The 23,301-nt window shown below is 62.5% G+C and carries 25 protein-coding genes and 1 other RNA gene; 3 read left to right on the forward strand and 23 right to left on the reverse strand.

The window, feature by feature from the left end:
• From QZ501_RS10070 to rsmI, 12 genes are all read right to left on the reverse strand, one after another.
• A partial coding sequence (locus tag QZ501_RS10070) for a glycosyltransferase (protein ID WP_295719231.1) occupies positions 1-90 on the reverse strand: 90 nt, incomplete at its 3' end.
• Entirely contained in the window at positions 87-1,244 is a 1,158-nt protein-coding gene (ftsW, locus tag QZ501_RS10075; protein ID WP_151440822.1) for a putative lipid II flippase FtsW, read from the reverse strand. The genes QZ501_RS10070 and ftsW, both read right to left, overlap by 4 nt.
• Positions 1,241-2,581, reverse strand: coding sequence for a UDP-N-acetylmuramoyl-L-alanine--D-glutamate ligase (gene murD / locus QZ501_RS10080; RefSeq protein WP_151440821.1), 1,341 nt, complete (start codon positions 2,579-2,581; stop codon positions 1,241-1,243). The genes ftsW and murD overlap by 4 nt, the downstream gene beginning before the upstream one ends.
• A gap of 11 nt (positions 2,582-2,592) precedes the next feature.
• Positions 2,593-3,678, reverse strand: a complete 1,086-nt coding sequence (mraY, locus tag QZ501_RS10085; RefSeq protein WP_095618011.1) for a phospho-N-acetylmuramoyl-pentapeptide-transferase — start codon at positions 3,676-3,678, stop codon at positions 2,593-2,595.
• Positions 3,672-5,042, reverse strand: a complete 1,371-nt coding sequence (murF, locus tag QZ501_RS10090) for a UDP-N-acetylmuramoyl-tripeptide--D-alanyl-D-alanine ligase (protein WP_295719208.1) — start codon at positions 5,040-5,042, stop codon at positions 3,672-3,674. The genes mraY and murF overlap by 7 nt, the downstream gene beginning before the upstream one ends.
• Positions 5,039-6,526, reverse strand: coding sequence for a UDP-N-acetylmuramoyl-L-alanyl-D-glutamate--2,6-diaminopimelate ligase (locus tag QZ501_RS10095; RefSeq protein ID WP_151440819.1), 1,488 nt, complete (start codon positions 6,524-6,526; stop codon positions 5,039-5,041). Before QZ501_RS10095 ends, murF begins: the two co-directional genes overlap by 4 nt.
• Entirely contained in the window at positions 6,523-8,211 is a 1,689-nt protein-coding gene (locus QZ501_RS10100) for a penicillin-binding protein 2 (RefSeq protein WP_295719212.1), read from the reverse strand. Before QZ501_RS10100 ends, QZ501_RS10095 begins: the two co-directional genes overlap by 4 nt.
• A 55-nt stretch (positions 8,212-8,266) precedes the next feature.
• Positions 8,267-8,644: a cell division protein FtsL gene (gene ftsL / locus QZ501_RS10105; protein ID WP_151440817.1), complete on the reverse strand. Its 378-nt coding sequence runs from the start codon at positions 8,642-8,644 to the stop codon at positions 8,267-8,269.
• 2 nt (positions 8,645-8,646) lie between these two features.
• Positions 8,647-9,579, reverse strand: a complete 933-nt coding sequence (rsmH, locus tag QZ501_RS10110) for a 16S rRNA (cytosine(1402)-N(4))-methyltransferase RsmH (RefSeq protein ID WP_160898676.1) — start codon at positions 9,577-9,579, stop codon at positions 8,647-8,649.
• A gap of 20 nt (positions 9,580-9,599) precedes the next feature.
• Positions 9,600-10,049 (reverse strand): division/cell wall cluster transcriptional repressor MraZ, encoded by a 450-nt coding sequence (gene mraZ / locus QZ501_RS10115; protein ID WP_077529066.1) that lies wholly within the window; start codon positions 10,047-10,049, stop codon positions 9,600-9,602.
• Between the two features lie 370 nt (positions 10,050-10,419).
• Positions 10,420-10,779, reverse strand: an RNA gene (rnpB, locus tag QZ501_RS10120) — RNase P RNA component class A.
• Between the two features lie 40 nt (positions 10,780-10,819).
• Entirely contained in the window at positions 10,820-11,674 is an 855-nt protein-coding gene (gene rsmI, locus QZ501_RS10125; RefSeq protein WP_151440815.1) for a 16S rRNA (cytidine(1402)-2'-O)-methyltransferase, read from the reverse strand.
• A gap of 80 nt (positions 11,675-11,754) precedes the next feature.
• Between rsmI and QZ501_RS10130 the strand changes: the two genes are divergently transcribed.
• Genes QZ501_RS10130 through QZ501_RS10140 form a run of 3 tightly spaced genes read left to right on the forward strand, consistent with a single transcriptional unit; the run spans position 11,755 to position 14,572 of the window.
• Positions 11,755-13,596 (forward strand): penicillin-binding protein activator, encoded by a 1,842-nt coding sequence (locus QZ501_RS10130; protein ID WP_295719217.1) that lies wholly within the window; start codon positions 11,755-11,757, stop codon positions 13,594-13,596.
• Between the two features lie 20 nt (positions 13,597-13,616).
• On the forward strand, positions 13,617-13,982 hold the full coding sequence (locus QZ501_RS10135; RefSeq protein ID WP_295719219.1) for a YraN family protein: 366 nt from the start codon (positions 13,617-13,619) through the stop codon (positions 13,980-13,982).
• Positions 13,979-14,572 carry an SIS domain-containing protein gene (locus QZ501_RS10140; protein ID WP_151440812.1) on the forward strand — a complete coding sequence of 198 codons (594 nt, stop codon included), beginning with the start codon at positions 13,979-13,981 and terminating at the stop codon, positions 14,570-14,572. Before QZ501_RS10135 ends, QZ501_RS10140 begins: the two co-directional genes overlap by 4 nt.
• Positions 14,573-14,580: 8 nt before the next feature.
• Here the strand turns inward: QZ501_RS10140 and QZ501_RS10145 are convergent, their stop codons facing one another.
• The 11 genes from QZ501_RS10145 to QZ501_RS10195 form a co-directional block, all read right to left on the reverse strand.
• Positions 14,581-15,003, reverse strand: a complete 423-nt coding sequence (locus QZ501_RS10145) for a ClpXP protease specificity-enhancing factor (RefSeq protein WP_151440811.1) — start codon at positions 15,001-15,003, stop codon at positions 14,581-14,583.
• 31 nt (positions 15,004-15,034) lie between these two features.
• Entirely contained in the window at positions 15,035-15,664 is a 630-nt protein-coding gene (gene sspA, locus QZ501_RS10150) for a stringent starvation protein SspA (RefSeq protein ID WP_151440810.1), read from the reverse strand.
• 100 nt (positions 15,665-15,764) lie between these two features.
• Entirely contained in the window at positions 15,765-16,520 is a 756-nt protein-coding gene (locus QZ501_RS10155; protein WP_151440809.1) for a cytochrome c1, read from the reverse strand.
• A complete protein-coding gene (locus tag QZ501_RS10160) occupies positions 16,517-17,752 on the reverse strand; it encodes a cytochrome bc complex cytochrome b subunit (RefSeq protein WP_151440808.1) in 1,236 nt (411 codons plus the stop codon). Before QZ501_RS10160 ends, QZ501_RS10155 begins: the two co-directional genes overlap by 4 nt.
• On the reverse strand, positions 17,749-18,348 hold the full coding sequence (gene petA, locus QZ501_RS10165; protein ID WP_151440807.1) for a ubiquinol-cytochrome c reductase iron-sulfur subunit: 600 nt from the start codon (positions 18,346-18,348) through the stop codon (positions 17,749-17,751). The genes QZ501_RS10160 and petA overlap by 4 nt, the downstream gene beginning before the upstream one ends.
• 209 nt (positions 18,349-18,557) lie before the next feature.
• A complete protein-coding gene (rpsI, locus tag QZ501_RS10170; protein WP_151440806.1) occupies positions 18,558-18,950 on the reverse strand; it encodes a 30S ribosomal protein S9 in 393 nt (130 codons plus the stop codon).
• Between the two features lie 13 nt (positions 18,951-18,963).
• On the reverse strand, positions 18,964-19,392 hold the full coding sequence (gene rplM / locus QZ501_RS10175; RefSeq protein WP_151440805.1) for a 50S ribosomal protein L13: 429 nt from the start codon (positions 19,390-19,392) through the stop codon (positions 18,964-18,966).
• A gap of 130 nt (positions 19,393-19,522) precedes the next feature.
• Positions 19,523-20,371 carry a TatD family hydrolase gene (locus tag QZ501_RS10180; protein WP_160898678.1) on the reverse strand — a complete coding sequence of 283 codons (849 nt, stop codon included), beginning with the start codon at positions 20,369-20,371 and terminating at the stop codon, positions 19,523-19,525.
• Positions 20,340-21,920, reverse strand: coding sequence for a peptide chain release factor 3 (prfC, locus tag QZ501_RS10185; protein ID WP_295719226.1), 1,581 nt, complete (start codon positions 21,918-21,920; stop codon positions 20,340-20,342). Before prfC ends, QZ501_RS10180 begins: the two co-directional genes overlap by 32 nt.
• A 59-nt stretch (positions 21,921-21,979) precedes the next feature.
• A complete protein-coding gene (gene rimI, locus QZ501_RS10190; RefSeq protein ID WP_295719228.1) occupies positions 21,980-22,471 on the reverse strand; it encodes a ribosomal protein S18-alanine N-acetyltransferase in 492 nt (163 codons plus the stop codon).
• An 8-nt stretch (positions 22,472-22,479) separates the two neighbouring features.
• Positions 22,480-23,217 carry a hypothetical protein gene (locus tag QZ501_RS10195; protein ID WP_160898680.1) on the reverse strand — a complete coding sequence of 246 codons (738 nt, stop codon included), beginning with the start codon at positions 23,215-23,217 and terminating at the stop codon, positions 22,480-22,482.
• Positions 23,218-23,301 lie beyond the last annotated feature (84 nt).

Below are 23,301 nucleotides of genomic sequence, written 5' to 3' on the forward strand. Positions count from 1 at the left end.
CCCCTGTTCCCGGAGCACCTCAGCAGTCGCTAGGGCCGGGAATACGTGCCCGCCGGTGCCGCCGGCCATGATCAGGAAACGCTGGCTCATGATGCATCGCCCTCCTGCGCAAGCTGATCTTCCACTTCCATCTGGACCCGCGCGATCACGCCAATGGTGACGCAGCTCACCACCAGGCTGGAGCCGCCATAGCTGACGAGCGGCAGGGTCAGGCCCTTGGTGGGCAGAAGCCCGGTGTTCACGGCCATATTGATATAGGCCTGGAGCGCGATCAGCAGGGTCAGGCCGTAGGCCAGACAGGCGCCGAACGTCATGCCGGCGTCCCGGGCCCGGCGGGCAATACGCAGGCCAGTGAGAACGAGCACCGTGAATGTCAGCAGTATGCCCAGCGCTCCCAGAAGCCCGAATTCCTCGGCAGCGATGGCAAAGATGAAATCGGTATGGGCTTCCGGCAGATAGAACAGCTTCTGGATCGAGTTGCCCAGGCCGGTTCCGGTCCATTCTCCACGACCGAACGCGATCAGCGCCTGGGTCAGCTGGTAGCCGGAATTGAACTGGTCCTTCCAGGGATCGAGGTAGGCCACCAGGCGCTCAATCCGGTACGGCTGGCTGAACAGCGCTGCGGCGCCCAGGGCCAGACCGCTCAGGCTCACCACCAGGAAGCGGCCCAGCCCGACACCGCTGACGAAAATGACACCAAAGGCGGCCGCCATCAGCACCACCACGGCACCGAAATCCGGTTGCACCAGCAGAAGCCCGCTGGCCGCGCCCAGGATGGCCAGCGGCTTGAGCACCCCGGGCCAGGTATCCACCACTTCCGCGTGACGCCGGACCACGTAGCCGGCCAGATAGACCACCAGAAGCCACTTGGCCGCCTCCGAAACCTGAAAGTTCGCGACACCCAGGGAGATCCAGCGGGTGCTGCCATTAACGGTGACCCCCAGGGGCGTCAGTACCAGGATCAGCAGCAGGAAGGCACCGGCCAGCCACAGCCAGGCACCACGCAGCCACCAGACGAGCGGAATGTTGGCGGCAACCAGCCCCGCCAGGCAGCCCAGCACCACATAGACGCTCTGGCGCAGAACGAAGTGCAGCGGACTGCCATAGTTCTGTGCCGCCACATCCATGGAAGCCGATCCAATCATCACAATGCCCAGCGTCAGCAACACACCCGCACTCAACAGAAGCGCCGTGAGTTCCCGCCGCGGCGCGCGGATGGGCATATTCCCCGCAACCGCCGTCATAACGCCTCCACAGCCCGGGCGAAAGCATCGCCCCGGGCCTCATAGCTGCTGTACTGATCCAGACTCGAGCAGGCCGGGGAAAGCAGTACCCGGTCCCCGGCGCAAGCCTTGTCCGACGCGACCTTTACCGCTTCCTCCATAGTGCTGACACGCGTGCTGGCCACGAGGTTACCCAGAGCCTCTTCCAGGATCGGCGCATCCTGGCCCATGAGCACCAGATGACGGACCCGCCCGGTCACCGCCTCCACCAGCGGGGACAGATCCGCTCCCTTGGCATCGCCGCCAGCAATCAGCACCAGCTGGCCCTCGGCGGGCGCCAGGCTTTCGATTGCGGCCCGTGTGGCGCCCACATTGGTGGCCTTGGAATCGTTCACCCAGAGCACGCCGCTGTGTTCCCGCAGGCTCTGGCTGCGGTGCGGCAGGCCCCGGAACCGGCGGGCGGCCGCCAGCATGGCGTCCATGGGCAGCCCGACCGCATTGCCCAGCGCCAGCGCTGCCAGCACATTGGCGATGTTGTGCATGCCGGCCACGCCCAGCTCGCTGGCGTGCATCAGGTTATCCAGACCATGGGTCAGCCAGAGACCGGTTTCGTCCTCGCGGGTACTGAAGACCCCGAGGTCCACCCGGAAGAGTCCGAAGAAATGCGGCACCATGCCCTCGTTGAGCAGCGGCTGGCTCAGGGGATCGTCCAGGTTCACGACGGCATTGCGTGCGCCCTGGAAGATCCGGTGCTTGGCCTGGAAGTAGCTCATCCGGTCCGGGTAGCGGTCCATGTGGTCATCGCTGACGTTGAGGACCGTGGCCACCTCGGCTTTCAGATCCGTGGTGCGTTCCAGCTGGAAACTGGAAACCTCCAGGATATAGAGCGGCACATCCGGGGCGATCAGATCCAGCGCCGGCGTACCCAGGTTGCCTCCCACACCGGCGTTCACACCGGCCTCCGCGGCCATCTGCCCGAGAAGCGTGGTGACCGTGCTCTTGCCGTTGGAGCCCGTGATGGCCACCACCGGTGCCGCCACGGCTTCCCGGAACAGGTCCAGGTCGCCGGAAATCCGCACACCCGCCTCGGCGGCCGCCGCGATCGCCGGTTCATCCAGGCTGATCCCGGGGCTGACGATGAGTTCATCGAAACCGCAGAACCAGTCCGGATCAAAGGCGCCGGTGACCACTTCCAGATCCGGCCAGCGCTCGCGCACCTCAGCAAGACCCGGCGGCTGGGCACGGCTGTCCGCCACGGCCAGTTGCCGGCCGAGTGCATGGCAATGACGCACGCACGACAGGCCGGTAGCTCCCAGCCCGACGATGAGTGTGCGACGATCCGATGCAATCAGTGCCATGACTGTCTGCCCTACCTCAGCTTGAGGGTCGCAAGACCCACGAGTACGAGAATGACCGTGATGACCCAGAACCGCACGATCACGCGCGGCTCCGGCCAGCCCTTGAGTTCGAAGTGGTGATGCAGCGGTGCCATGCGGAAAACCCGCCGCCCGGTCAGCTTGAACGAAGCGACCTGAACGATGACCGACAGGGTTTCCACCACGAAAATGCCGCCCATGATGAACAGCACGATCTCCTGGCGGACGATGACCGCCAGGACCCCAAGGCCTGCACCCAGCGCCAGGGAACCCACGTCCCCCATGAAGACCTGCGCGGGATAGGTGTTGAACCACAGAAAGCCCAGGCCGGCACCGACAAGGGCGCCGCAGTAGACAAGCAGCTCACCGGTGCCGGGCAGGTTCGGAATCTGCAGGTAATCCGCGAAATTGGCGTGGCCTGAGGCGTAGGCGAAGATCCCCAGGGCCGCCCCGACCATGACCGTAGGCATGATTGCCAGCCCATCCAGCCCGTCAGTGAGGTTGACGGCATTGCTGCTGCCGACGATCACCAGGTAGCTCAGAACCACAAAGGCAACCGGCCCCATCAGCAAGCCGAAATCCTTGAAGAACGGCATAATGAGCGTGATTTCCTGGGGCAGCGTGGCGGTGGCGTACAGAGCCACGGCTGCCAGGAAGCCGGTTACCGACTGCCAGAAATACTTCCAGCGTGCCGGCAGCCCTTTGGGATTGCGATCCACAACCTTGCGGTAGTCATCAACCCAGCCAATGGCACCGAATGCCAGCGTCACGCCCAGCGTGATCCAGACATAACGGTTGCTCAGGTCCGACCACAGGAGTGTGCTCAGCGCCACCGCCACCAGGATAAGCGCACCACCCATGGTGGGAGTGCCGGCCTTGCTCAGGTGTGTTTCGGGGCCGTCATCCCGCACCGCCTGGCCGATCTGATACTGCGCCAGATGCCGGATCATGGCGGGGCCGATGAGCAACGAGGTCAGCAGTGCCGTCAGCACCCCCAGGATGCCCCGGAGCGTAATGTACTGGAACACGGCAAAGCCGCTGATGTACTGCGCCAGAAAATCAGTCAGCCAGACTAGCATGCGTCGTCGTTCCTCTCTCTGAGACGGGTGACCGCCCGATCCATGCCCGCGCTGCGCGAGCCCTTGACCAGGATCGAAGCGGCCTCCCCCAGTTCATCCCACACCCGGTCCGCCAGTGATTCCGGGGCGTCGCCGGTGTGGGTCCCGTCACCGAAGCCGTCGGCGTAATCGCTGGCATGGCTTCCGGTGACCATCAGTTGTTCAATGCCCAGCTGCCGGGCGAGTTCACCCAGGGCCCGGTGCTGGCTGGCCGCTTCCGACCCCAGTTCCGCCATATCCCCCAGCAGGGCAAACCGCGGTGCCGGCATGGCGGCCAGAGTCCGCAGGGCAGCCGCCATGGAGGCCGGGTTGGCGTTGTAGCTGTCGTTGAGAATGCGGATGCCCGGCCGCAGGGTGATGGGCTCCAGCCGACCGGCCACAGCCGGTGTGTTTGCCAGCCCGCGAGCGACCCGATCCATGTCCAATCCCAGACTGTGCGCCGCTGCGGCCACCAGAAGGGCATTGGCCACGTTGTGCCGGCCCGGAATGGGCAGCCGGATGTCGGTGGCGGTCACGGCATCACCGAGCAGTGTGAACGCGATGCCGTCGGCATCCTCGCGGATGGACTCCGCCCGGAAGCTGGCATCCTGGTCCCCCTGCGCGGAGATGCTGAGCACCCGCCGCATACCGGCCCGTGCCCGCCAGTCCTCAAAAGCAGCCTCGTCATGATTCAGGATGACGGTGCCTCCAGCGCGCACGGAATCGATGATCTCACCCTTGGCGGAGACAATGTTCTCCAGGCTGCCAAAGCCCTCCAGATGCGCCGCACTGGCATTGGTAATGATACCGACGTCCGGCGCAGCCAGAGACCCTGTCCAGGCGATCTCGCCGAGCCCGCTGGCCCCCAGCTCCACGACTGCGAACTCTGCATCCGGCCCGAGCTGGAGCAGGGTCAGCGGCGCACCGATCTCATTGTTCAGGTTGCCCTCGGTTGCCATCACGGAGCCGGCTTCCGCCAGCACCGTCTGCATCATCTGCCGGGTGGTGGTCTTGCCGGAGCTGCCCGTAATCCCGACCAGTTTCCCCGCGAATTCGGCACGGTTGAGCCCGGCGAGGCGCCCCAGTGCGTAACGGCTGTCCCGCACCTGGATCACCGGCATACTGGCATCCACCTTCTTCTCCGCGACGATGGCACAGGCGCCCGCTTTTTCCGCTTCCCGCACGAAGTCATGACCGTCGTACCGGTCCCCGCTCAGAGCCACGTAGAGACCCCCCTTCGCCAGCGTCCGGGTATCAATGCCGACACGACTGAAGAACAGGTCCTCACCCCGCAGGGTGCCCTGAACCAGGGGTGTGATTTCCGCCAGGGAGAATGCCCGCATCATGCTGCTTCCCCTCCCTCACCGATCAGTCTGCGCACCACGCCGGCATCGCTGAAGGCGGTACGGACGCCACCACGCTCCTGGGTGGTTTCATGGCCCTTGCCCGCGATCAGCACCAGGTCCGTCGCATCCGCTTCCCGGAAGGCGGTGGTGATAGCGTTGTCACGGTCATGGATGACCCGCACACCGGCGGCATCGGCCATTCCGGAAAGGATGTCCGCCACGATGCCCTCCGGTGATTCATCACGCGGGTTGTCATCGGTCAGAATCACATGGTCCGCCAGCCGTTCCGCCACTTCGCCCATGGCCGGGCGTTTGGTCTGGTCACGATTGCCGCCACAGCCGAAGACACACCACAGCTCGCCACTGACATGGGGCCTGAGAGCTGCCAGAGCGTGTTCAAGCGCCGCTGCTGTGTGGGCGTAATCAATCACCAGCTTCAGCCCGCTGGTCGCCGCATAGGGCTCAAGGCGCCCCGGAGGCGCTTCCACCCCGGCGGCCGCGGTCTCCACCACCCCGGGGGGAATCCCCAGGGCCAGTGCGGCGGCACTGGCGGCCGCCAGATTCTCAATATTGAAATGGCCCATCAGGCGGGTCTGCAGTGACAGCCGCCCCAGACGGGTATCGAGGATCGCGGCCATACCGTCGCTGGCGGGCCGGGCATCACGGATGCGGCATTCGAGCTGCTCCGCCGTGTACCCGTAACGCCAGAGGCGGGTTTCGGCCGGCAACCGACCAGGCAGCTGGCGGCCGAAATCATCATCCGCATTGACCACCGCAATGTCCGGCTCATGATCCATGAAGAGACGGGCCTTGGCGGCACCGTACGCTGCCATATCAGCGTGGTAATCCAGATGCTCGGGCGAGAGATTGGTGAATACGCCGGCATCAAACCGCACCCGGTCCACCCGGCCCTGCACAAGGGCGTGGGATGAAACTTCCATGACCACCGCTTTCGCGCCCTGATCCAGGAAGCCAGCCAGGAGGCTGTGCACCCGGGTCACATCGGGGGTGGTATGGCTGGCCGTCTCCCGGGACTCCCGGAAGGCGTAGCCAAGGGTCCCCATGGTAGCCGCGGGAATACCACCAGCCTCCAGAATGGCCGCGATGAAGCCGGTAACCGAGGTTTTACCGTTGGTACCGGTCACTCCGATCACGGTGAGGTGGGCGGATGGATGGCCATGAAAGTAATCGGCCAGACCGGCCAGGCAGTCACCCAGGCCGGCAACCGGAACCAGGACGGCCCCACGGTACTCTCTGGGGTCCCCGGCGCCATCCTCCAGCAGGATCGCCACCGCTCCGTTCGCGACGGCGTCATCCACGTACGCCCAGGCATCCCCGCCGGAACCCGCCAGCGCGATGAAGGCATCCCCCGGGCGGACCCGCCGGCTGTCAGCGCTCAAGCCATGCACCCAGACATCCAGTACCGATGGAATGGCAGCCCGATCCCTTAGAAGGTTCTTGAGACTGTGCGCGACGTGGCTCATCCCTGCCCCCCATCAGTCCCGGTGGATTCGTCAGCCATGGACGCCCCCCCGGAGGGGCTGACATTCAGCAGTCGCAGCGCGTCACCCATGATGCGTCCAAAGATGGGCGCGGCCACCTCACCGCCGTAGTACTCGGTGCGTGAAGGCGCATCAACAGTGACCACGGTGACCACCTGCGGATCATCAACCGGGCCCATGCCGGCGAACAGCGCCTTGTACTGGTCGGCCTCATAGCCGCTGGCGCCGACCAGGTGGACTGTCCCGGTCTTGCCCGCCAGACGGTAGATGCCCTGGTCCGCACGCGTGCCGGTGCCCTCTTCCACAACCCTGGCAAGCATCGCCCGCACCTGGCGCGCGGTCTCTTGCGACATGACCCGATGGCCCTTGGGTGCCTCATCGTTTTTAAGCAGGGTCACGGGATAACGGATACCGCCATTGGCCAGGGTCATGTAAGCCTGGGCCATCTGCAGCGCGTTCACGCTGAGCCCATAGCCATAGGAAAGCGCCGCCACCTCAACCGGCCGCAGGTTCACGCTCGCCGGCAGGATACCCACCGACTCCCCAGGGAAGCCGATGCCCGTGGACTGCCCGAATCCCACGCTGTAGAACAGGTTCTGGAGCCGCTCCCCGGAGAGCTCGGAAGCGACGCGGCTGATGCCCACATTCGAGGAACGGACAATGATCTCGGCGAGCGAGAGCCGGCCGTAATCGTGATGATCCCGAATCGTGTAGGCGCCCATCTGGCGGTAGCCAGGGCTGGTGTTAATGACGGTTTCCGGGGTGAACTCGCCAGACTCAAGAGCCGCCGCTGCCGTAAAGGGCTTGACGGTCGAGCCCGGCTCATACAGGTCGGTGATCGCGCGGTTGCGGACACGGGCCGGATCCCGTTGTCCACGGTCATTCGGGTTCAGCGCCGGCTGGTTGGCCATCGCCAGGATCTCACCGCTATCCACATCCAGCATGACCACGGTACCACCGCGCGCACCATGGGCCTCGACGGCAGCCTTCAGCTCACGGTAGGCGAGGTACTGGAGCCGGAGGTCGAGGCTCAGATTGAGGTCGTTACCGGGATGGGCTTCACGGATGGGGCCAAGGTCCCGGATGGTGCGCCCACGGTTATCCCGGAGTACGCGCTTGCTCCCCTTCTCACCCGCCAGCCAGTGATTGAAGGACAGCTCCATCCCCTCCTGGCCCTGTTCATCGATGTTGGTGAACCCGATCACGTGTGAGGTCACTTCCCCCGCCGGGTAGTAGCGGCGGTATTCGCGCCGGCTGTAGACACCGGGAACTTCCAGCTCCATGACTTCCCGAGCCAGTGCAGGCTGCACCTTGCGGCGCAGGTAGAGAAATTCACGCTCGCTGTTGCTGGCAAGGCGCTCGCGCAGTTGTGCCGCGTCCAGTTCCGCCGCCTCTGCAAGCCGGGGTATGGCGAGATGGTCCGATGGCAGCTCGCCGGGATTGGCCCACAGGGTCTTCACCGGGGTGCTTATGGCCAGGGGTTCGCCATGACGGTCGCGGATCACGCCACGGTTGGCATCGATGGGTTCCACGCGGGCGGTGCGTGCTTCGCCCTGCTCGCGCAGGAATTCATTGTCCAGGACCTGAAGCTCCACCAGCCGAGCGCCGACAGCGGCAGCGGAGCCCAGTACCGCCACCAGCACCAGCAGGTGCCGCCACGAAGCCATAGCCACGCGGTCGTGCCTGCGAGCGGTCTGTTGGTGTTTTTGTCCCGCCATGAATCTACCGCGTTGTCACGACTACAATGTCATCGCGGGCGGGAACCTTCATTTCCAGTTCCCGCGCCGCGCGCCCTTCCACATGGCTGTGCGCGCTGAGCGCACTCTGTTCCAGAAGAAGCTGTGTCCACTGCCGCTGATAGGCATCCCGCTCATCCCGCAGATCAGTCAGGGTGCCGTACAGCGTCCGGTTGAGATGGGATGCATACACCACAGCCAGTGCCGAAACCGTCAGCACCAGCAGCATCAGCAGCGTCACCAGCACCCTGGAACCCCAGAGCCCCCGAAAGATACGACCGGAAATACGTGCCGCAGCGTCCAGCACTTCCCGCCAGCGCAGCGCGCGCCCTCCGGTTTCGGACCTGACTGCCGTTGCCCCCATGATCAGGCCTCCCCCGCACTGCTGCGTTCAAGCACACGCATCACTGCGCTGCGCGCACGCACATTCACACTGCGTTCAGCCTCCGATGCCTGTACGGCACGGCCCACTGTCCGGAATCCCGTCTCTTCCATCTCAGCCGTCACCGGCACACCACGTGGCAGTTGCGGGCCCCGGCTGCGGTCGCGCATGAAGCGCTTCACGCGGCGATCCTCCAATGAATGGAAGCTGATCACCACAAGACGCCCCCCCGGGCCGAGATGGTCCACCGCCTGGCAAAGAGCCTCGTCCAGCTGTGGCAGCTCCTCATTCACCCGGATACGGATCGCCTGGAACGAGCGGGTCGCCGGGTGCTTGTAGCGGTCCTCAAACGGCACTGCCTCACGGATCAGCTCGGCCAGCTGCGTAGTGCGGGTAACCGGCTGTTCCTGCCGGGCCTCGACAATGCGGCGCGCAATCCGCTTCGCGAACCGCTCCTCGCCGTAGTCACGCAGAACCCGCGCAATCTCCTTCTCATCCTCGCGTGCCAGCCAGTCGGCGGCGCTCTGGCCCGCGTCCGGATCCATCCGCATATCCAGCGGGCCGTCGTGCCGGAAACTGAAGCCACGCTCCGGCTCATCCAGCTGCGGGGAGGAAACACCCAGATCGAAAAGAACGCCGTCGACCCAGGACCAGCCGGCTTCATTCAGGAGCCCGGCCAGGCTGCCAAAGTCGCCGCGCTGTACACTGACCCGCGGATCCGCCTCCGCCAGTTCCCTGGCCACACGGATCGCTTCCGGATCACGGTCCAGAACCAGGAGCTGACCGGTATCATCCAGCTGGTCGAGAATGGCCCGGCTGTGGCCGCCCCGGCCGAAGGTGGCATCCACATACCTGCCCGCCGGCGTGGTCACCAACGCGTCAACGGCTTCCTGTTGCAGTACGGACTCATGAGCCATGGCCAATTCTCCAGTCCCCGCTAAAGCGACAGGGACTTCATCTCTTCCGGGATTTCCTCATCGCCGTCATCCTCCTCAAGCCAGGCCATCCAGCGGTCCTCGCTCCAGAGTTCCAGCTTGCGGCCCTGGCCGACCAGGTAGAGCTTCTTCTCCAGGCCGGCGTAATCACGCAGCGGCTGCGGCACCAGAATCCGGCCCGCGCCATCCAGCTCCAGCGGTGTGGCATAACCAATGAGCAGCCGCTGGGTGCGGCGTACCGCCTTGTTGAAGCTCGGCAACGCTTCGATCTTGGGCAGGATCTCCTCCCACTGCGGCTCGGGGTAGACCAGCAGGCAGCGTTCCTCGGTGTGGGCGGTCAGCACAATACGGCCACCACAGAGGGTCTCGAGGTCCTCGCGCACACGAGCGGGGATAGCCAGGCGCCCCTTGGCGTCCATATTGATCGCATGACTGCCGAGAAAATTCGTCATGGTCGATTCGCTACCCCGATTCAGTGGCCCGGATCACCAACTGACCCAATGCCACCACTCATTACCCACAAGACACCACTTGATGCCACTTTTTACCACTTGGCGACACTATAAGAAGACTCCCGGGGCAATGCAAGAAAACCCAAGCCGCCTGAATCAGGAAAAAATACCGTTGTGCCAGTGATTTAGAAGGAAAAGCAGTGAACGGAAGGTAACGTGCGCGTAACAAATTCCGCCTTTTCAGAAACCTGGAGAAAACTCCAAGAATTCACGTCAAGGTCAAGACTTTTTTGCTATAAGAGAAGTACTTCAAAAGAAATGAACAGAATAGGAAGGGTGGCCCGGGCTTCACTGTGGGAAGCCACGGGCCTGTTCGAGTCCGCCTGTAAGCCGGGTTCTGTCGCGTGCAGTCATTCCTCTGGGATCCGCGTCACCGCGGACCTCAAGCAGCCTACCCGAGTCCGGTGCGGGCCACACCTCTGGACTCCTATTTGGCCTTGCTCCGAGTGGGGTTTACCGTCGCCGTGGACTGTTGCCAGCCACGCGGTGCGCTCTTACCGCACCTTTTCAACCTTGCCGGCGGCCCGCGGGCCGCTTAGGCGGTTTCCTTTCTGCTGCACTTTCCGTCGGCTCGCGCCGCCCAGGCGTTACCTGGCACTCCGCCCTGTGGAGCCCGGACTTTCCTCCCTCCCCGTACGCTGACGGGAACAGCGACTGCATAGCGGGCTCAGGCAGAAAATTAACGGCTTCGGCCACATTTTACAAGGCCTTTATTCCCGGTTCTGCAGCGCCAGAGCCCGCTGATAGAGCCCACCACGCCCCTGACCTGTAATCCGTGCAGCCATGCGGGCGGCATCACTGACACTGAGACGGGTCAGCAGCTGCACCAGCAGATGGTCCACTTCCACATCCAGGCCAGCGGCTTCCGCCTCTGCTCCCGCAACCATAAGCACGAACTCGCCCTTGAGCGGAATCCTGCCATCCGCGACCTGGTCCGCGAGCTCCGCCAGCGTCCCCTGAACCGACTGCTCGTGGGCCTTGGTGAGCTCGCGCGCCACCACCGCGACACGGGAACCACCGAAAGCGCCGGCCATATCCGCCAGCGCTCCCGCTACCCGCCGGGGGGATTCATAGAACACCATGGTTCGGGTTTCCCGACCAAGGGCCTCAAGCGCGCGCCGGCGCGCCCCCGCTTTCGGGGGCAGAAAGCCCTCGAACACAAACCGGTCCGTAGGCAGACCCGCCACCGCCAGCGCCGCCGTTACGGCACTGGCGCCGGGAATCGTGACCAGAGGCAGTCCCTGCTCCCGCGCCGCCCTGACCAGAGCAAAGCCCGGATCGGAGATCAGCGGCGTGCCGGCATCTGAAACCAGTGCCAGCATCTCACCACTACGCAGCCATTCCAGAACCTGGGCGAGCTGGCGATCCTCGTTGTGTTCATGGAGCGGGGTCAGAGTCTTGTGCAGATCCAGATGCTCCAGAAGCCGCCGCGTCTGTCGGGTATCCTCGGCCAGAACCCGGTCGACGCCCGCCAACACCCAGGCTGCCCGGGTGCTTATATCCCCCAGATTGCCAATGGGCGTTGCCACGACATAAAGGGTACCTTTCTGTAAAGTCTCGGCCATGCTCAGACTGCCATTACCTGTTAGAATCGCCGGATTCCAATGAAGCCGAATCACCTGCAACAACGCCAGCCGAGACGCCCATGACAATCCGTTTGCCGGTCCTGACTATTTTCCTGCTGCTGTTCGTTGCCGGCTGTGCCGTGGAACCGGTCTCCACTCCTGAGCAGCAGCCCACCACCATTCAGGGCCTGCTCAGTGGCGCAGCGGACACCAATGATGCCAGCCTTCGCCGACAATATCAGCTCAAGGCAGCACAAATGCTGCAGACTGATGGGGAATACGCGACCGCACGCTCGCTTCTGGATGCAATGGATCCAGAACAGATCGAAGATGAACTCCGGGACCGTTACCTGTGGCTGAGCAGCCGTGATGCCGTCGAGCGTGGCGACACGGATGCAGCCAGCAGGCTGGCAGACCAGCTTGACCCGGAACTGCCCCTGCGGCTGCCCCCGGAACAGCGGGCCAGCGCCTTTGAATCGGTTGCCGGCGCCTATGAGCTTGCAGAACGACACCTGCCGAATGCCCGGACCCTGATCCTCTGGAGCGGCAGTGAGGCACGCCCCCCGGCGGCGCTCAATCAGCGCATCTGGGGGGCACTGCGGGAAGTTCCCCGAGCCGAACTGGAACCGGTGGCCGAGCGCAGCTCGGACTACCGGGAACGCGGCTGGCTGGAGCTTGCCCTGGCCCTCGCGGCCCATGACCAGCATGAGGTTGAAGCCCGTTCACAGGCTATCCAAAACTGGAAGAAGGTATGGCCCGACCACAGTGCTGCAGAGCCCTTCCCGGGAGAGCTCGCGCTCCTGCGCCAGCTTGATGAACTGCGCCCTGAGTCAGTAGCGCTGGCACTGCCACTGAGCGGCCCTCTTGGAGGCGCGGGCGAAGCCGTGCGTGAGGGGTTCCTCGCTGCCCACTACCAGGATCTCGCAGACCCTGACCGTACAACGCCCGCAATCAGCATCCATGATACCCACGCCAGGACCTTCAGCAGCATCTATGGGGACCTGCTCGAAACGGAGCCGGATCTTGTAGTGGGGCCGCTCAGCAAAGAGGCTGTCCAGGAGCTGACCTCCCTGCCCGCACTGACCGTTCCCGTACTTGCACTGAACTACCATCGGGATGCGCGCATCACCCCGGAGAACCTGTTCCAGTTCGGTCTCGGTAGCGAGGATGAGATGCGGGCAATCGCACAGCGCCTGAAACAGGACGGCCACAGCAACGTGCTTGCCTTCCTGCCCGAAGGTGACTGGGGTATACGGATGGAAAAGGCACTGCGCAGGGCAGCGGACAAGCAAGGTATCACCCTGCTGGAGACAGTCCAGTATGACGGAGACAATAACCTCAACCGCGTCGTGGCGGATGGCTTCAATATCAACCAGAGCCGCCGGCGCGCCAATGCCCTGATGCGACTGACCGGCACCACCATGCGCTTCGAGCCACGCCGCCGCCAGGATATTGACGCGATCGTGCTGTTGGCGTCTCCGGAGAACGCCCGCCAGATCAACCCGCTGTTCGCCTTCTATTACGGCGGCGATCTCCCGGTTTACGGCAGTTCCCTGCTGTATCGCGGTTCCCCGGATCCAGGCAGGGACAGCGATCTGGATGGTATCCGGTTCACCGATATCCCCTGGGTACTGGGTGAAGCACCACCGGAACGCGACGCCCTGCAGTCACTGTTTCCGGCCCTGGGAAACAACTACGACCGGCTTTTTGCCCTCGGCTTCGACAGCTACCGCCTGACCCATCAGATCCAGCTTCTGCGTGAGATCGAGGCCTACCGGTACCAGGGTGTTACCGGCATGATCCGCAACAGTGCCAATGGCAGCTTTCAACGCACCCCCGACTGGGCTGTGTTCCGCAAGGGGGAACCCAAATCTCTACCCGAGGCGGAAAAAGAGTCCAGCAGGCAGGCTGAATACAAGTAAGGGAAACTGGAGGGACGGGGATGGATACACGCAGCCAGGGACGGCAGGCGGAAACAGCGTCCGCGGACTATCTCGAATCCCAGGGGGTGCGCATCCTGGAGCGCAACTTCAACTGCCGCGCCGGCGAGATTGACCTGATCGGGCATGACGGGGAGTCACTTGTTTTCATAGAAGTCCGCGCCCGCCAGGAAGACGCCCTCGTGGATGGCGCCACCTCCGTGGATGAGCGCAAGCGCCGCAAACTGATCAGGGCGGCCCGATTCTATCTGCACCGTAACGGCCTGAACGATTGTTTCTGCCGGTTTGATATGCTTGCGGTCACCATCACCCGGAACCACCGCTATGAATTCGAATGGATTACCAATGCCTTTGATGCAACGCCATGAGTGACACAGAACAGCGCTTCAACCAGCACATTGCCAACCACATGGAATGCATCGGCGAGACAGCCGGCATCGTTGCTCCCGTCCTGGGCCAGGCCGCCAGTGCCATAGTGGAAACCCTGCTCAGTGAACGCCAGGTGCTGGTGTGCGGCAGCGGCAAGGCCAACGCCTTCGCCCAGTATTTCGCCAGTTCCATGCTCGCCTATCACGAGACGGAACGTCCGGCACTGCCGGTACTGAATCTGGGAGCGGACGCCACAACGCTGGCCGCCATTGGCCTCAACAACCGGATCCAGGAAGTGTTTTCACGCCAGATCCAGGCGCTCGGCCATGAGGGGGATTCACTGCTGCTCCTGACAGATGACGGCAACCGCTCAAGCCTGATCCAGGCTCTGCAGGCCGCCCACGATCGGGGCATCCGGGTCATCGCAGTAACCGGTCGTTCGGAGACGGACATTCATGCCCTGTTCCATGAAGACGATATCGATATAACACTTCCGGACGTGGGGGCCGCCTGCACCGCCGAACTGATGGTGGTGATCCTCAATACGCTCTGCACCGAGATCGAGGCGCACCTGTTCAGCGACGGCTGACTCTCCGACTACTTCACGACCTTGAGGTTCGGGCGCTTCGAACCGGTATCCCCGGCGCTGTCGCCCTCTTCCCCCTGGCTTCCAGAGTCCCCACTGGGACCGTCCGGCGGCTCGGGATCACCAGGCTCCTGGCCGAAGACCATACCCTGCCCGTTCTCCCTGGCATAGATGGCCATGACAGCGTAAACCGGCGCGTAAACGCTGACCGGCACACCGCCAAAACGGGCGGTGAAGGAAACGGCGTCATCACCCAGCATCAACTCCTTGACCGCAGAAGGGCTGATGTTGAGCACGATCTGACCGTTGGAGACGTAATCCGCCGGAACCTGAACGCCATTCATGCCAGCATCAACGACCAGATGCGGCGTCGCGTCATTATCCAGGACCCAGTCATTGAGCGCCCGGATCAGATAGGGTCGGCTCGATTTCATTACTCACTCCCGGTCTGCCTGATCCAATGAATCAGGTTCGCATGTCCTCTTCCGCGTCGGAAAGGCTGGCCCTGAAACCCCGACGCTCGAAAAGCCGTTCCATATACTGCTCCAGCGGCTTGATGCCCTTGGCCGGCAACTCAACCCCGAGTGCCGGCAGGCGCCACAGCAAGGGCCCGATGCAGCAATCCGCCATGGTGAACTCCTCACTGAGGAAAAATGGCATCTCCTGGAACAGCGGTGCCGATGCCACCAGACTTTCCCGCAACTCTTTCCGGGCCTGCTCGGCATCTTTGTCACTGCTGCCCGCCTCAATCCGGTCGACCAGGGAACACCAGTCGCGCCCCACACGCCACATCATCAGCCGGCTCTGGGCCCGCGCGACCGGATAGACCGGAAGCAGCGGCGGATGCGGGAACCGTTCGTCCAGATACTCCATCATAATATTGGGCTCATAGAGCACCAGATCCCGATCCACCAGCGTCGGCAGCGCATTATAGGGGTTCAGATCGGCAAGCTCCGAGGGCGGGTTGGAGGGGTCCACGTTGACCACATCAACGGTCACCCCTTTCTCCGCGAGAACAATTCTCACCCGGTGGCTATAATGGCTCTGCGGGTCGGAAAAGAAGGTCATTGAGGACCGTTTGGTCACAGCAGCCATAGTGTTACCCCATGAGTTCGCCGATCGGAAAGAAGGGACTGAAAACGGATGGCCCGGTACGATGTACCGGGCACTGGAGGCGGGATTATACCGGATTCCGTCAGTGGATGTCTTTCCAGTATTCGCGGTTCAGCAGGTACGCGAAAATGAAGAAGACACCGATGAAGATCAGCACGTAAACGCCAATGCGTTTACGATCCATCAGGGCCGGTTCACCGAGATAGACGAGGAAATTCGTCAGGTCGTACATGGCCCGATCGAATTCCTTCGGCTCCATGCTGCCCTCAATCGCCCAGTCATCGCAGATGTCATCCCCAACCACCTCACCGGTGGAAGGATCAACCTCGGGTTCCTGACCGATATGCGGCGGCTCCGCACAGAGGCCGCCCTGATTGACCATCACATGGGGCATACCCACGTTGTCGAACACCGCGTTATTCACGCCATGAGGCCGACTTTCGTCCTTATAGAAGGCGCGCAGGTACGAGTAGAGCCAGTCCGGCCCATTCACCCGCGCGGTCAGCGTCAGGTCCGGCGGTGCCGTGCCGAACCAGGAAGCGGCCTGCTCCTCCGGCATGGCAATGTTCATCAGTTCCCCGAAGCGGGCATCCGTGAAAATAAGGTTCTGTTCATACAGTTCCTTCGGGATCCCGAGATCCTTCGCCACCCGCTTGTAGCGGGAATACTCTGCCGAATGGCAACCCATGCAGTAGTTAGTGAAGATCTGGGCACCACGCTGGAGCGAAGCCTGATCGCTCAGGTCCGGCTCCATACTGTCAAGGTGGCCCCCACCACCGGCCGCCGAAGCGACGACCGGCATGCACATAGCCAGTATTACGGTCAGAAGCTGTTTCATTTGGTAGTCACCCTCTCCGGAACCGGTTTCGTGGACTCCATCCGCGTGTAGAACGGCATCAGGATGAAGTACCCGAAGTAGATGGCTGTGCCGATCTGCGCAAGCATGGTCTTGATCGGCGTCGCCGGTTCAGCACCCAGGTAGCCGAGCATTACAAAGCTGACCGCAAACAGTGCCAGCGCACCCCGACTGAACCACCCCTTGTAGCGCATCGACCGCACCGGGCTCCGGTCAAGCCACGGAAGCACAAAGAGGATGGCAATGGCAGCGCCCATGACGACGACACCCCAGAACTGCGAGGACAGCCCCAGCAGATTGAAGGTGATCGCCCGCAGCATCGCGTAGAAAGGTGTGAAGTACCACACCGGTGCGATGTGATCCGGCGTCTGCAGCGGGTCCGCCTCCTGGAAGTTCGGCTTCTCAATGAAGTAGCCGCCCATTTCCGGGAAGTAGAAGACAACAATCGCAAACACAGCGAGGAACACCGCAATCGGCACCAGGTCATGCACTGTGTAGTAGGGATGGAACGGAATACCGTCTTTCGGCTTGCCGTCAGCATCCTTGTTCTTCTTGATGTCGATGCCATCAGGGTTGTTGGAACCAACCTCGTGCAGAGCAAGGATGTGCAGCACCACGAGCCCAAGGAGCACTATCGGCAGTGCCACCACGTGCAGCGCGAAGAAGCGGTTCAGGGTTGCTCCTGAAATCAGGTAATCACCCCGGATCCACAGTGCCAGGTCCTCACCGATGCCGGGAATGGCGCTGAACAGGTTGATGATCACCTGGGCGCCCCAGTAGGACATCTGCCCCCAGGGAAGCACGTAGCCCATGAAGGCTTCCGCCATGAGGATCAGATAGATCGCCATACCGAAAATCCAGATAAGCTCGCGCGGCTTCTGGTAGGAACCGTACATCAGGCCCCGGAACATGTGGAGGTAGACCACCAGGAAGAACATGGAGGCGCCGGTGGAGTGCATATAACGCAGCAGCCAGCCGTATTCCACGTCCCGCATGATGTACTCAACCGAGGCGAACGCGCCCTCGGCTGTGGGCGTGTACATCATGGTCAGCCAGATGCCTGTCAGCAGCTGATTGACGAGAACCAGCATCGACAGCACACCGAAGACATACCACACATTGAAGTTCTTGGGCGCGTAGTACTTGCTCATGTGACGCTCGAAAGCGTCCACAACCGGCAGCCGCTCGTCGACCCACTGAATCAGTTTATTCATGCTGCATCCTCCGGATCCAGGCCAATGGCGATGGTCTGACCGTCATCCTCATAGCGATACGGCGGAACCTCGAGGTTAGTCGGTGCAGGAACGCCCGTGAACACCCGACCCGCGAGATCAAACTTGGATCCGTGACAGGCGCAGAAGAATCCGCCGGGCCAGTCATCCCCCAGACCTTCAGCACCTTCCGTAGGCCGGAAGCTGGGCGAGCAGCCCAGATGGGTGCAGATACCGACCACAACCAGGAACTCTGGCTTGATCGAACGGGCATGGCCCTCAATATAGGAAGGCTGCTGGGGCTCTTTTGATTCCGGATCCTCCAGGCGATCTGAGATCCCTTCAAGATTTTCCAGCATTTCCGGCGTGCGCCTTACGACCCAGACCGGCTTCCCTCGCCACTCAACGGTTATCCGCTGACCGGAATCGATTTTTGAGATGTCCACCCTGCGTGGGGCCCCAGCTGCCTCAGCTTTGGCACTGGGCCACCAGGAACTGACAAACGGCACCGCGGCTCCAACAGCCCCGACGCCACCAACAACCGTCGTTGCGCCCACCAGAAAGCGCCGCCGACCGTGGTTCACGTCGCCATTGTTCATACTGGCCTTCTCCCATTAAGCATTCGCGTGCCGAGGGGGTCATTCGACACACTCGGTTGGCTCCTGATTCGGTCGCGATCAACCCGCATCAAAACGACCAAATGTTATTTAAATCAGTCACCGCTTACAAGCTTGCAACCTTCCAGTGCCCGACACAAAAAGGCCCGATCTGCAAATCGGGCCTTCCGGGGGCAGCCGCCGTAGACGGCTTAGCGCTTGGAGTACTGCGGCCGCTTGCGAGCCTTGCGGAGGCCGACCTTCTTACGCTCAACCGCGCGGTCATCACGCGTCACGTAGCCGGCACGGCGCAGCGCAGGGCGCAGCGTGTCGTCATAATCCATCAGCGCCCGTGTCAGGCCGTGACGGACTGCCCCGGCCTGACCGCTGGGACCACCACCGCTTACGGTGATCTTGATGTCGAATCGGTCCTCGGCGTCGGCAACAGCCAGAGGCTGCTTGACGATCATCCGGAGGGTATCACGACCGAAGAAGTGCTCCAGGGACTGCCCGTTCACTTCGATGTTGCCACTGCCGGGCTTGATAAAGACCCGTGCAGAAGACATCTTGCGACGACCGGTACCGTAGTTGTAAGTAGCTGACATAATCGCCTTCCGTTTAAATCTCGAGTTGCTGGGGCTGCTGTGCGGCGTGCGGATGCTCGTCGCCGGCATAGACCTTGAGCTTCCGGAACATGGCACGACCCAGCGGACCACGCGGCAGCATGCCCTTGACTGAGTACTCGATGACACGTTCTGGATGACGCTGGATCATCTCCTCGAAGTTCATCGAACGCAGCCCACCCGGATAGCCGGTGTGGCGATAATAGTGCTTCTGCGTACTCTTCCTGCCGGTCACGCGCACTTTATCCGCATTGATGACCACGATGTAGTCACCCGTGTCCACGTGGGGGGTAAATTCCGGTTTATGCTTGCCCCGAAGACGACGGGCAATTTCCGTTGAAAGACGCCCCAGCGTCTTGTCAGCCGCGTCCACCACGAACCAGTCGCGTGTAACGCTTTCCGGTTTTGCACTCTGAGTTTTCATGAATCCCGCCTTGAATCAAAAACCTATTACGTCACGTCCTGCGAGGGCCGCGACGTGTAATCACTACCAGGTATCGTACGGGTCCGCATCGGGGCTGGGCTGCGGATCCCGCCAAAAGCCAGGTGCGGCATTATACCGGAGCACCCGGCTTCTGCAAACCCTCGGTGTCCAGTCGTTGCATGAACAGGCGCCGGGTATTGTCGCGGATTGCCGCAACAATCTCCTCCTGGGGCTCTTCCCGGAGGCTGCAGAGGGTATCCAGTACCCATGACAGATTCAGCGGCGTGTTGCTGTCCCTGGGCACTCCGTGGGGAGGCAGGCCCGGCGCATCCGTTTCCAGCACCAACGACTCAAGAGGCAGCTGTGCCATGACACGCCGCGCCCTGCTGGCCCGTGGGTGCGTGATGATGCCACTGACGCCGATAAAGGCGCCCTGACGGACCAGCGCATCGGCCTGTTCCCTGGAGCCGCTGAAACCGTGCATCAGGAACGGAAGGGTGAACCCGAGCCGGCGCAGCAGTGCCAGCACCGTGTCGTGGGTTCCCACGCTGTGGATCAGCAACGGCCGATCATGGCGCCCGGCCAACCGGATCTGGGCCTCGAAAACCGACTGCTGCTGCGTCAGTGCCGGCCCCTGTTTCCGATCCAGCCCGCACTCTCCCACCGCCACGAGGTCGCTGTTGTCAGTAAGAAGCCGGTCCAGCTGTTCAAGACTGTCGCCCCTTGATCCATCCGCCCACCACGGGTGGAGGCCGGCGGCGGGAGCCAGAATGGAATAGGTGCGCGCCAGCTCCAGGATCTTCCGCCAGCCGTCAGGTACCGTACCCGGCACCACGATCCGGCGGATCCCGTTTGCCGCGCATTCGGCCAGCAGTTGCTCCCGCCGGTCATCAAACTGAGGGAAATCGATGTGACAGTGGGCATCGATCAGCCCCTGCGCGGATGCTTCACCGTTCCTTGGTCTTGTGGAAGGCCACATCCGGGTAACGCTCCTGCGCCAACTGGAGATTGACCATGGTGGGCGCGATGTAGGTCAGATTGTCACTCCCGTCCAGGGCCAGATTGTCCTGGTTCCTGCGTTCGAACTCCTCGAGCTTCTTGGGGTCCTCACAGGTAATCCACCGCGCCGTTGCCACGTTGATGGGCTCATAGACGGCATCGACCCCGTACTCGTTCTTAAGCCGCGCCACAACCACGTCAAACTGGAGCGTCCCAACAGCGCCCACGATCAGATCATTGTTGCGTACCGGCCGGAAGACCTGGACTGCGCCCTCTTCAGACAGCTGGATCAGCCCCTTCTGGAGCTGTTTGGCCTTCATAGGGTCGCGCAGCTGGATACGGCGGAACAACTCCGGTGCAAAGTTGGGAATGCCCGTAAAACGATCTTTCTCGCCCTCGGTGAAGGTATCACCGAGCTGGATGGTGCCGTGGTTATGCAGCCCGATAATATCCCCGGCAACGGCCTCTTCAGCCCGCTCCCTGTCCCCGGCCATGAACGTCAGCGCGTCACTGATCCGCACGTCCTTGCCGATCCGCACATGATGGATCTTCATGCCCTGCTGATAGCGTCCGGAGACAATCCTGAGGAACGCGATCCGGTCCCGGTGCTTCGGATCCATGTTCGCCTGGATCTTGAACACAAAGCCGGAGAACTTCTCTTCGGTGGCTTCAACCGGGCGCTGCGTGAGCTCCCGGGCCTGGGGCGATGGTGCCCACTCGACCAGTCCGTCGAGCATGTGATCGACACCGAAGTTCCCCAGCGCCGTACCGAAGTAGACAGGCGTCAGCTGACCGCGGAGGAACGCATCCAGATCGAACTCATGGGAGGCCCCCTTAACCAGTTCGATCTCCCCGCGCAGTTCCTCCGCGTAGGTGCCAATCGCCTCATCCAGTTCCGGGTTGTCCAGCCCCTTGATCACATGGCTGTCCTGGATGCGATGTCCCTGGCCCGATTGATACAGGATAACCTCGTCCCGGAGCAGGTGATAGACGCCCTGGAACTGCTTGCCCATGCCGATGGGCCAGGTGATGGGTGCGCAGGCAATGTTGAGCACATCCTCGACTTCATCCATCAGCTCCACCGGATCCCGCACATCCCGATCCAGCTTGTTCATGAAGGTCAGGATGGGGGTATCCCGGAGACGCGTCACCTCCATGAGTTTGATGGTACGCTCCTCCACCCCCTTGGCCGCATCGATCACCATCAGACAGGAGTCCACTGCGGTGAGCGTGCGATAGGTATCCTCGGAAAAGTCCGCGTGACCTGGGGTGTCCAGCAGGTTCACCAGGCTGTCCTGATACGGGAACTGCATGACCGAGGTGGTCACGGAGATCCCGCGCTGTTTCTCCATCTCCATCCAGTCGGATTTGGCATGCTGCCCGGATTTCTTGCCCTTGACGGTCCCCGCGCTCTGCAGCGCATTGCCGAACAGCAGGACCTTCTCAGTGATGGTGGTCTTACCTGCGTCCGGGTGGGAAATGATCGCGAAGGTGCGGCGTTTACGGACTTCTTCGGTGAAATCGCTCATGGCGTCGGGTCTGCTCTCTCTCTGGTACGCTCCGGCGAAAGGACGGCGATTGTAGCAGGTCAGCCGTTGCCGGCACGAACCGGCGAAAGCCCCAGTGACATAATGCGCGCGGCCTCGGTTCCGTCGGCTGTGCGATAGTAGCCATGGCGGCTTCCCTGGTCTTCAAAGCCTTCACTGGCATAGAGGCGGTAGGCCGCCCGATTGGACTCACGTACCTCCAGGGTCAGCGTTGCCATACCCGCACCCTGCATGGAGGCAAGCCAATAGCGCAGCAGGTACCGCCCTATTCCCTGCTGCTGGAACTGCCCGTGGACGCAGAGATTCATCAGATGGCCTTCATCGAGCATGCGCCAGTCCACAATGAATCCTACGAGGGCATCGCCATACCAGGCGCCAAGGAACCGGTATTCGGCGCCCATACAGGTCAGGTACTGCCCCTGGCTCCAGGGATGGCGGGAGGCGGTCTGCTCCAGAGCCATCATCCCGGGAAGGTCGGACTCATCCAGTGTGGTTATGGACAGCTGGCTCTGCTCCAGACGGAGACTACGCATTCCGGGGGTCACTCGCTCCGATCCCGCCCCACCAGGGGCTTCATACGCTCCCAGAGTGCCCGCTTGGCAGCCGGTTCCGCCAGAAGCTCACCCAGTGTCTGTTCCGAAGACACCACCACGGCATGCCCCTTTGATGACAGCGCTGAGGCCATTGCTGTACGCACCTCTTCGCCCAGGATGATCCACTGGCGTGAGGCCGAGCCACCCACAAGGCGCTCCAGAACATACTCAAAGGTGCCGCCATCACTACCGGGGAGCTCAGGATTATCAAACGGCGGCCAGCGGAAAAAGATGGCCTCTTCCCGCACGGCCTCATCAAGGGCCCGCAGGATATTGAGGCCCAGCCTGCTCCCGGTTTCATACGGAAACTCTCCGGCGGCGGAAGCGGCCAGGCTGAAGCGCTCCCCATGCCAGATCATGGCCGCGAACGCCTGCTGAGCCGCAACGGAAGTAGAACTGGCGTCGGTTTCAGGCGCCTCCTCAAAAGCGGGCTCCGCCGTTTCGGTGTCGTCACTGGACCCCAGAGCTTGCCGGACCGCATCCAGAGAGACACCCTGCCCCTCAGGGGCTGACTGGGGCGGCAGGCGGGTGACGCCCTTCGAAACCACCGGTTCGTCAGCCTGGACCGCCATCACAGGCTCAGCCGGAGATTCCGGCGATGGTGCCGCCCCCGGCAGGGGCCAGCGGGCGCACCAGGGCTCGATCCCCAGGGCAGTCAGGTAATAGCGGCGCAGACGTTCATCCATGGCCTCATTATCACACACAAAAAAAAGCCCCGCACGGCGATGCCGGCGGGGCTTTGGGTATAGGAGCCTGACGATGACCTACTC

The sequence above is a fragment of the uncultured Halovibrio sp. genome (genome assembly GCF_913056445.1).
Classification (GTDB): Bacteria; Pseudomonadota; Gammaproteobacteria; order Pseudomonadales; family Oleiphilaceae; genus Halospina; species Halospina utahensis_B.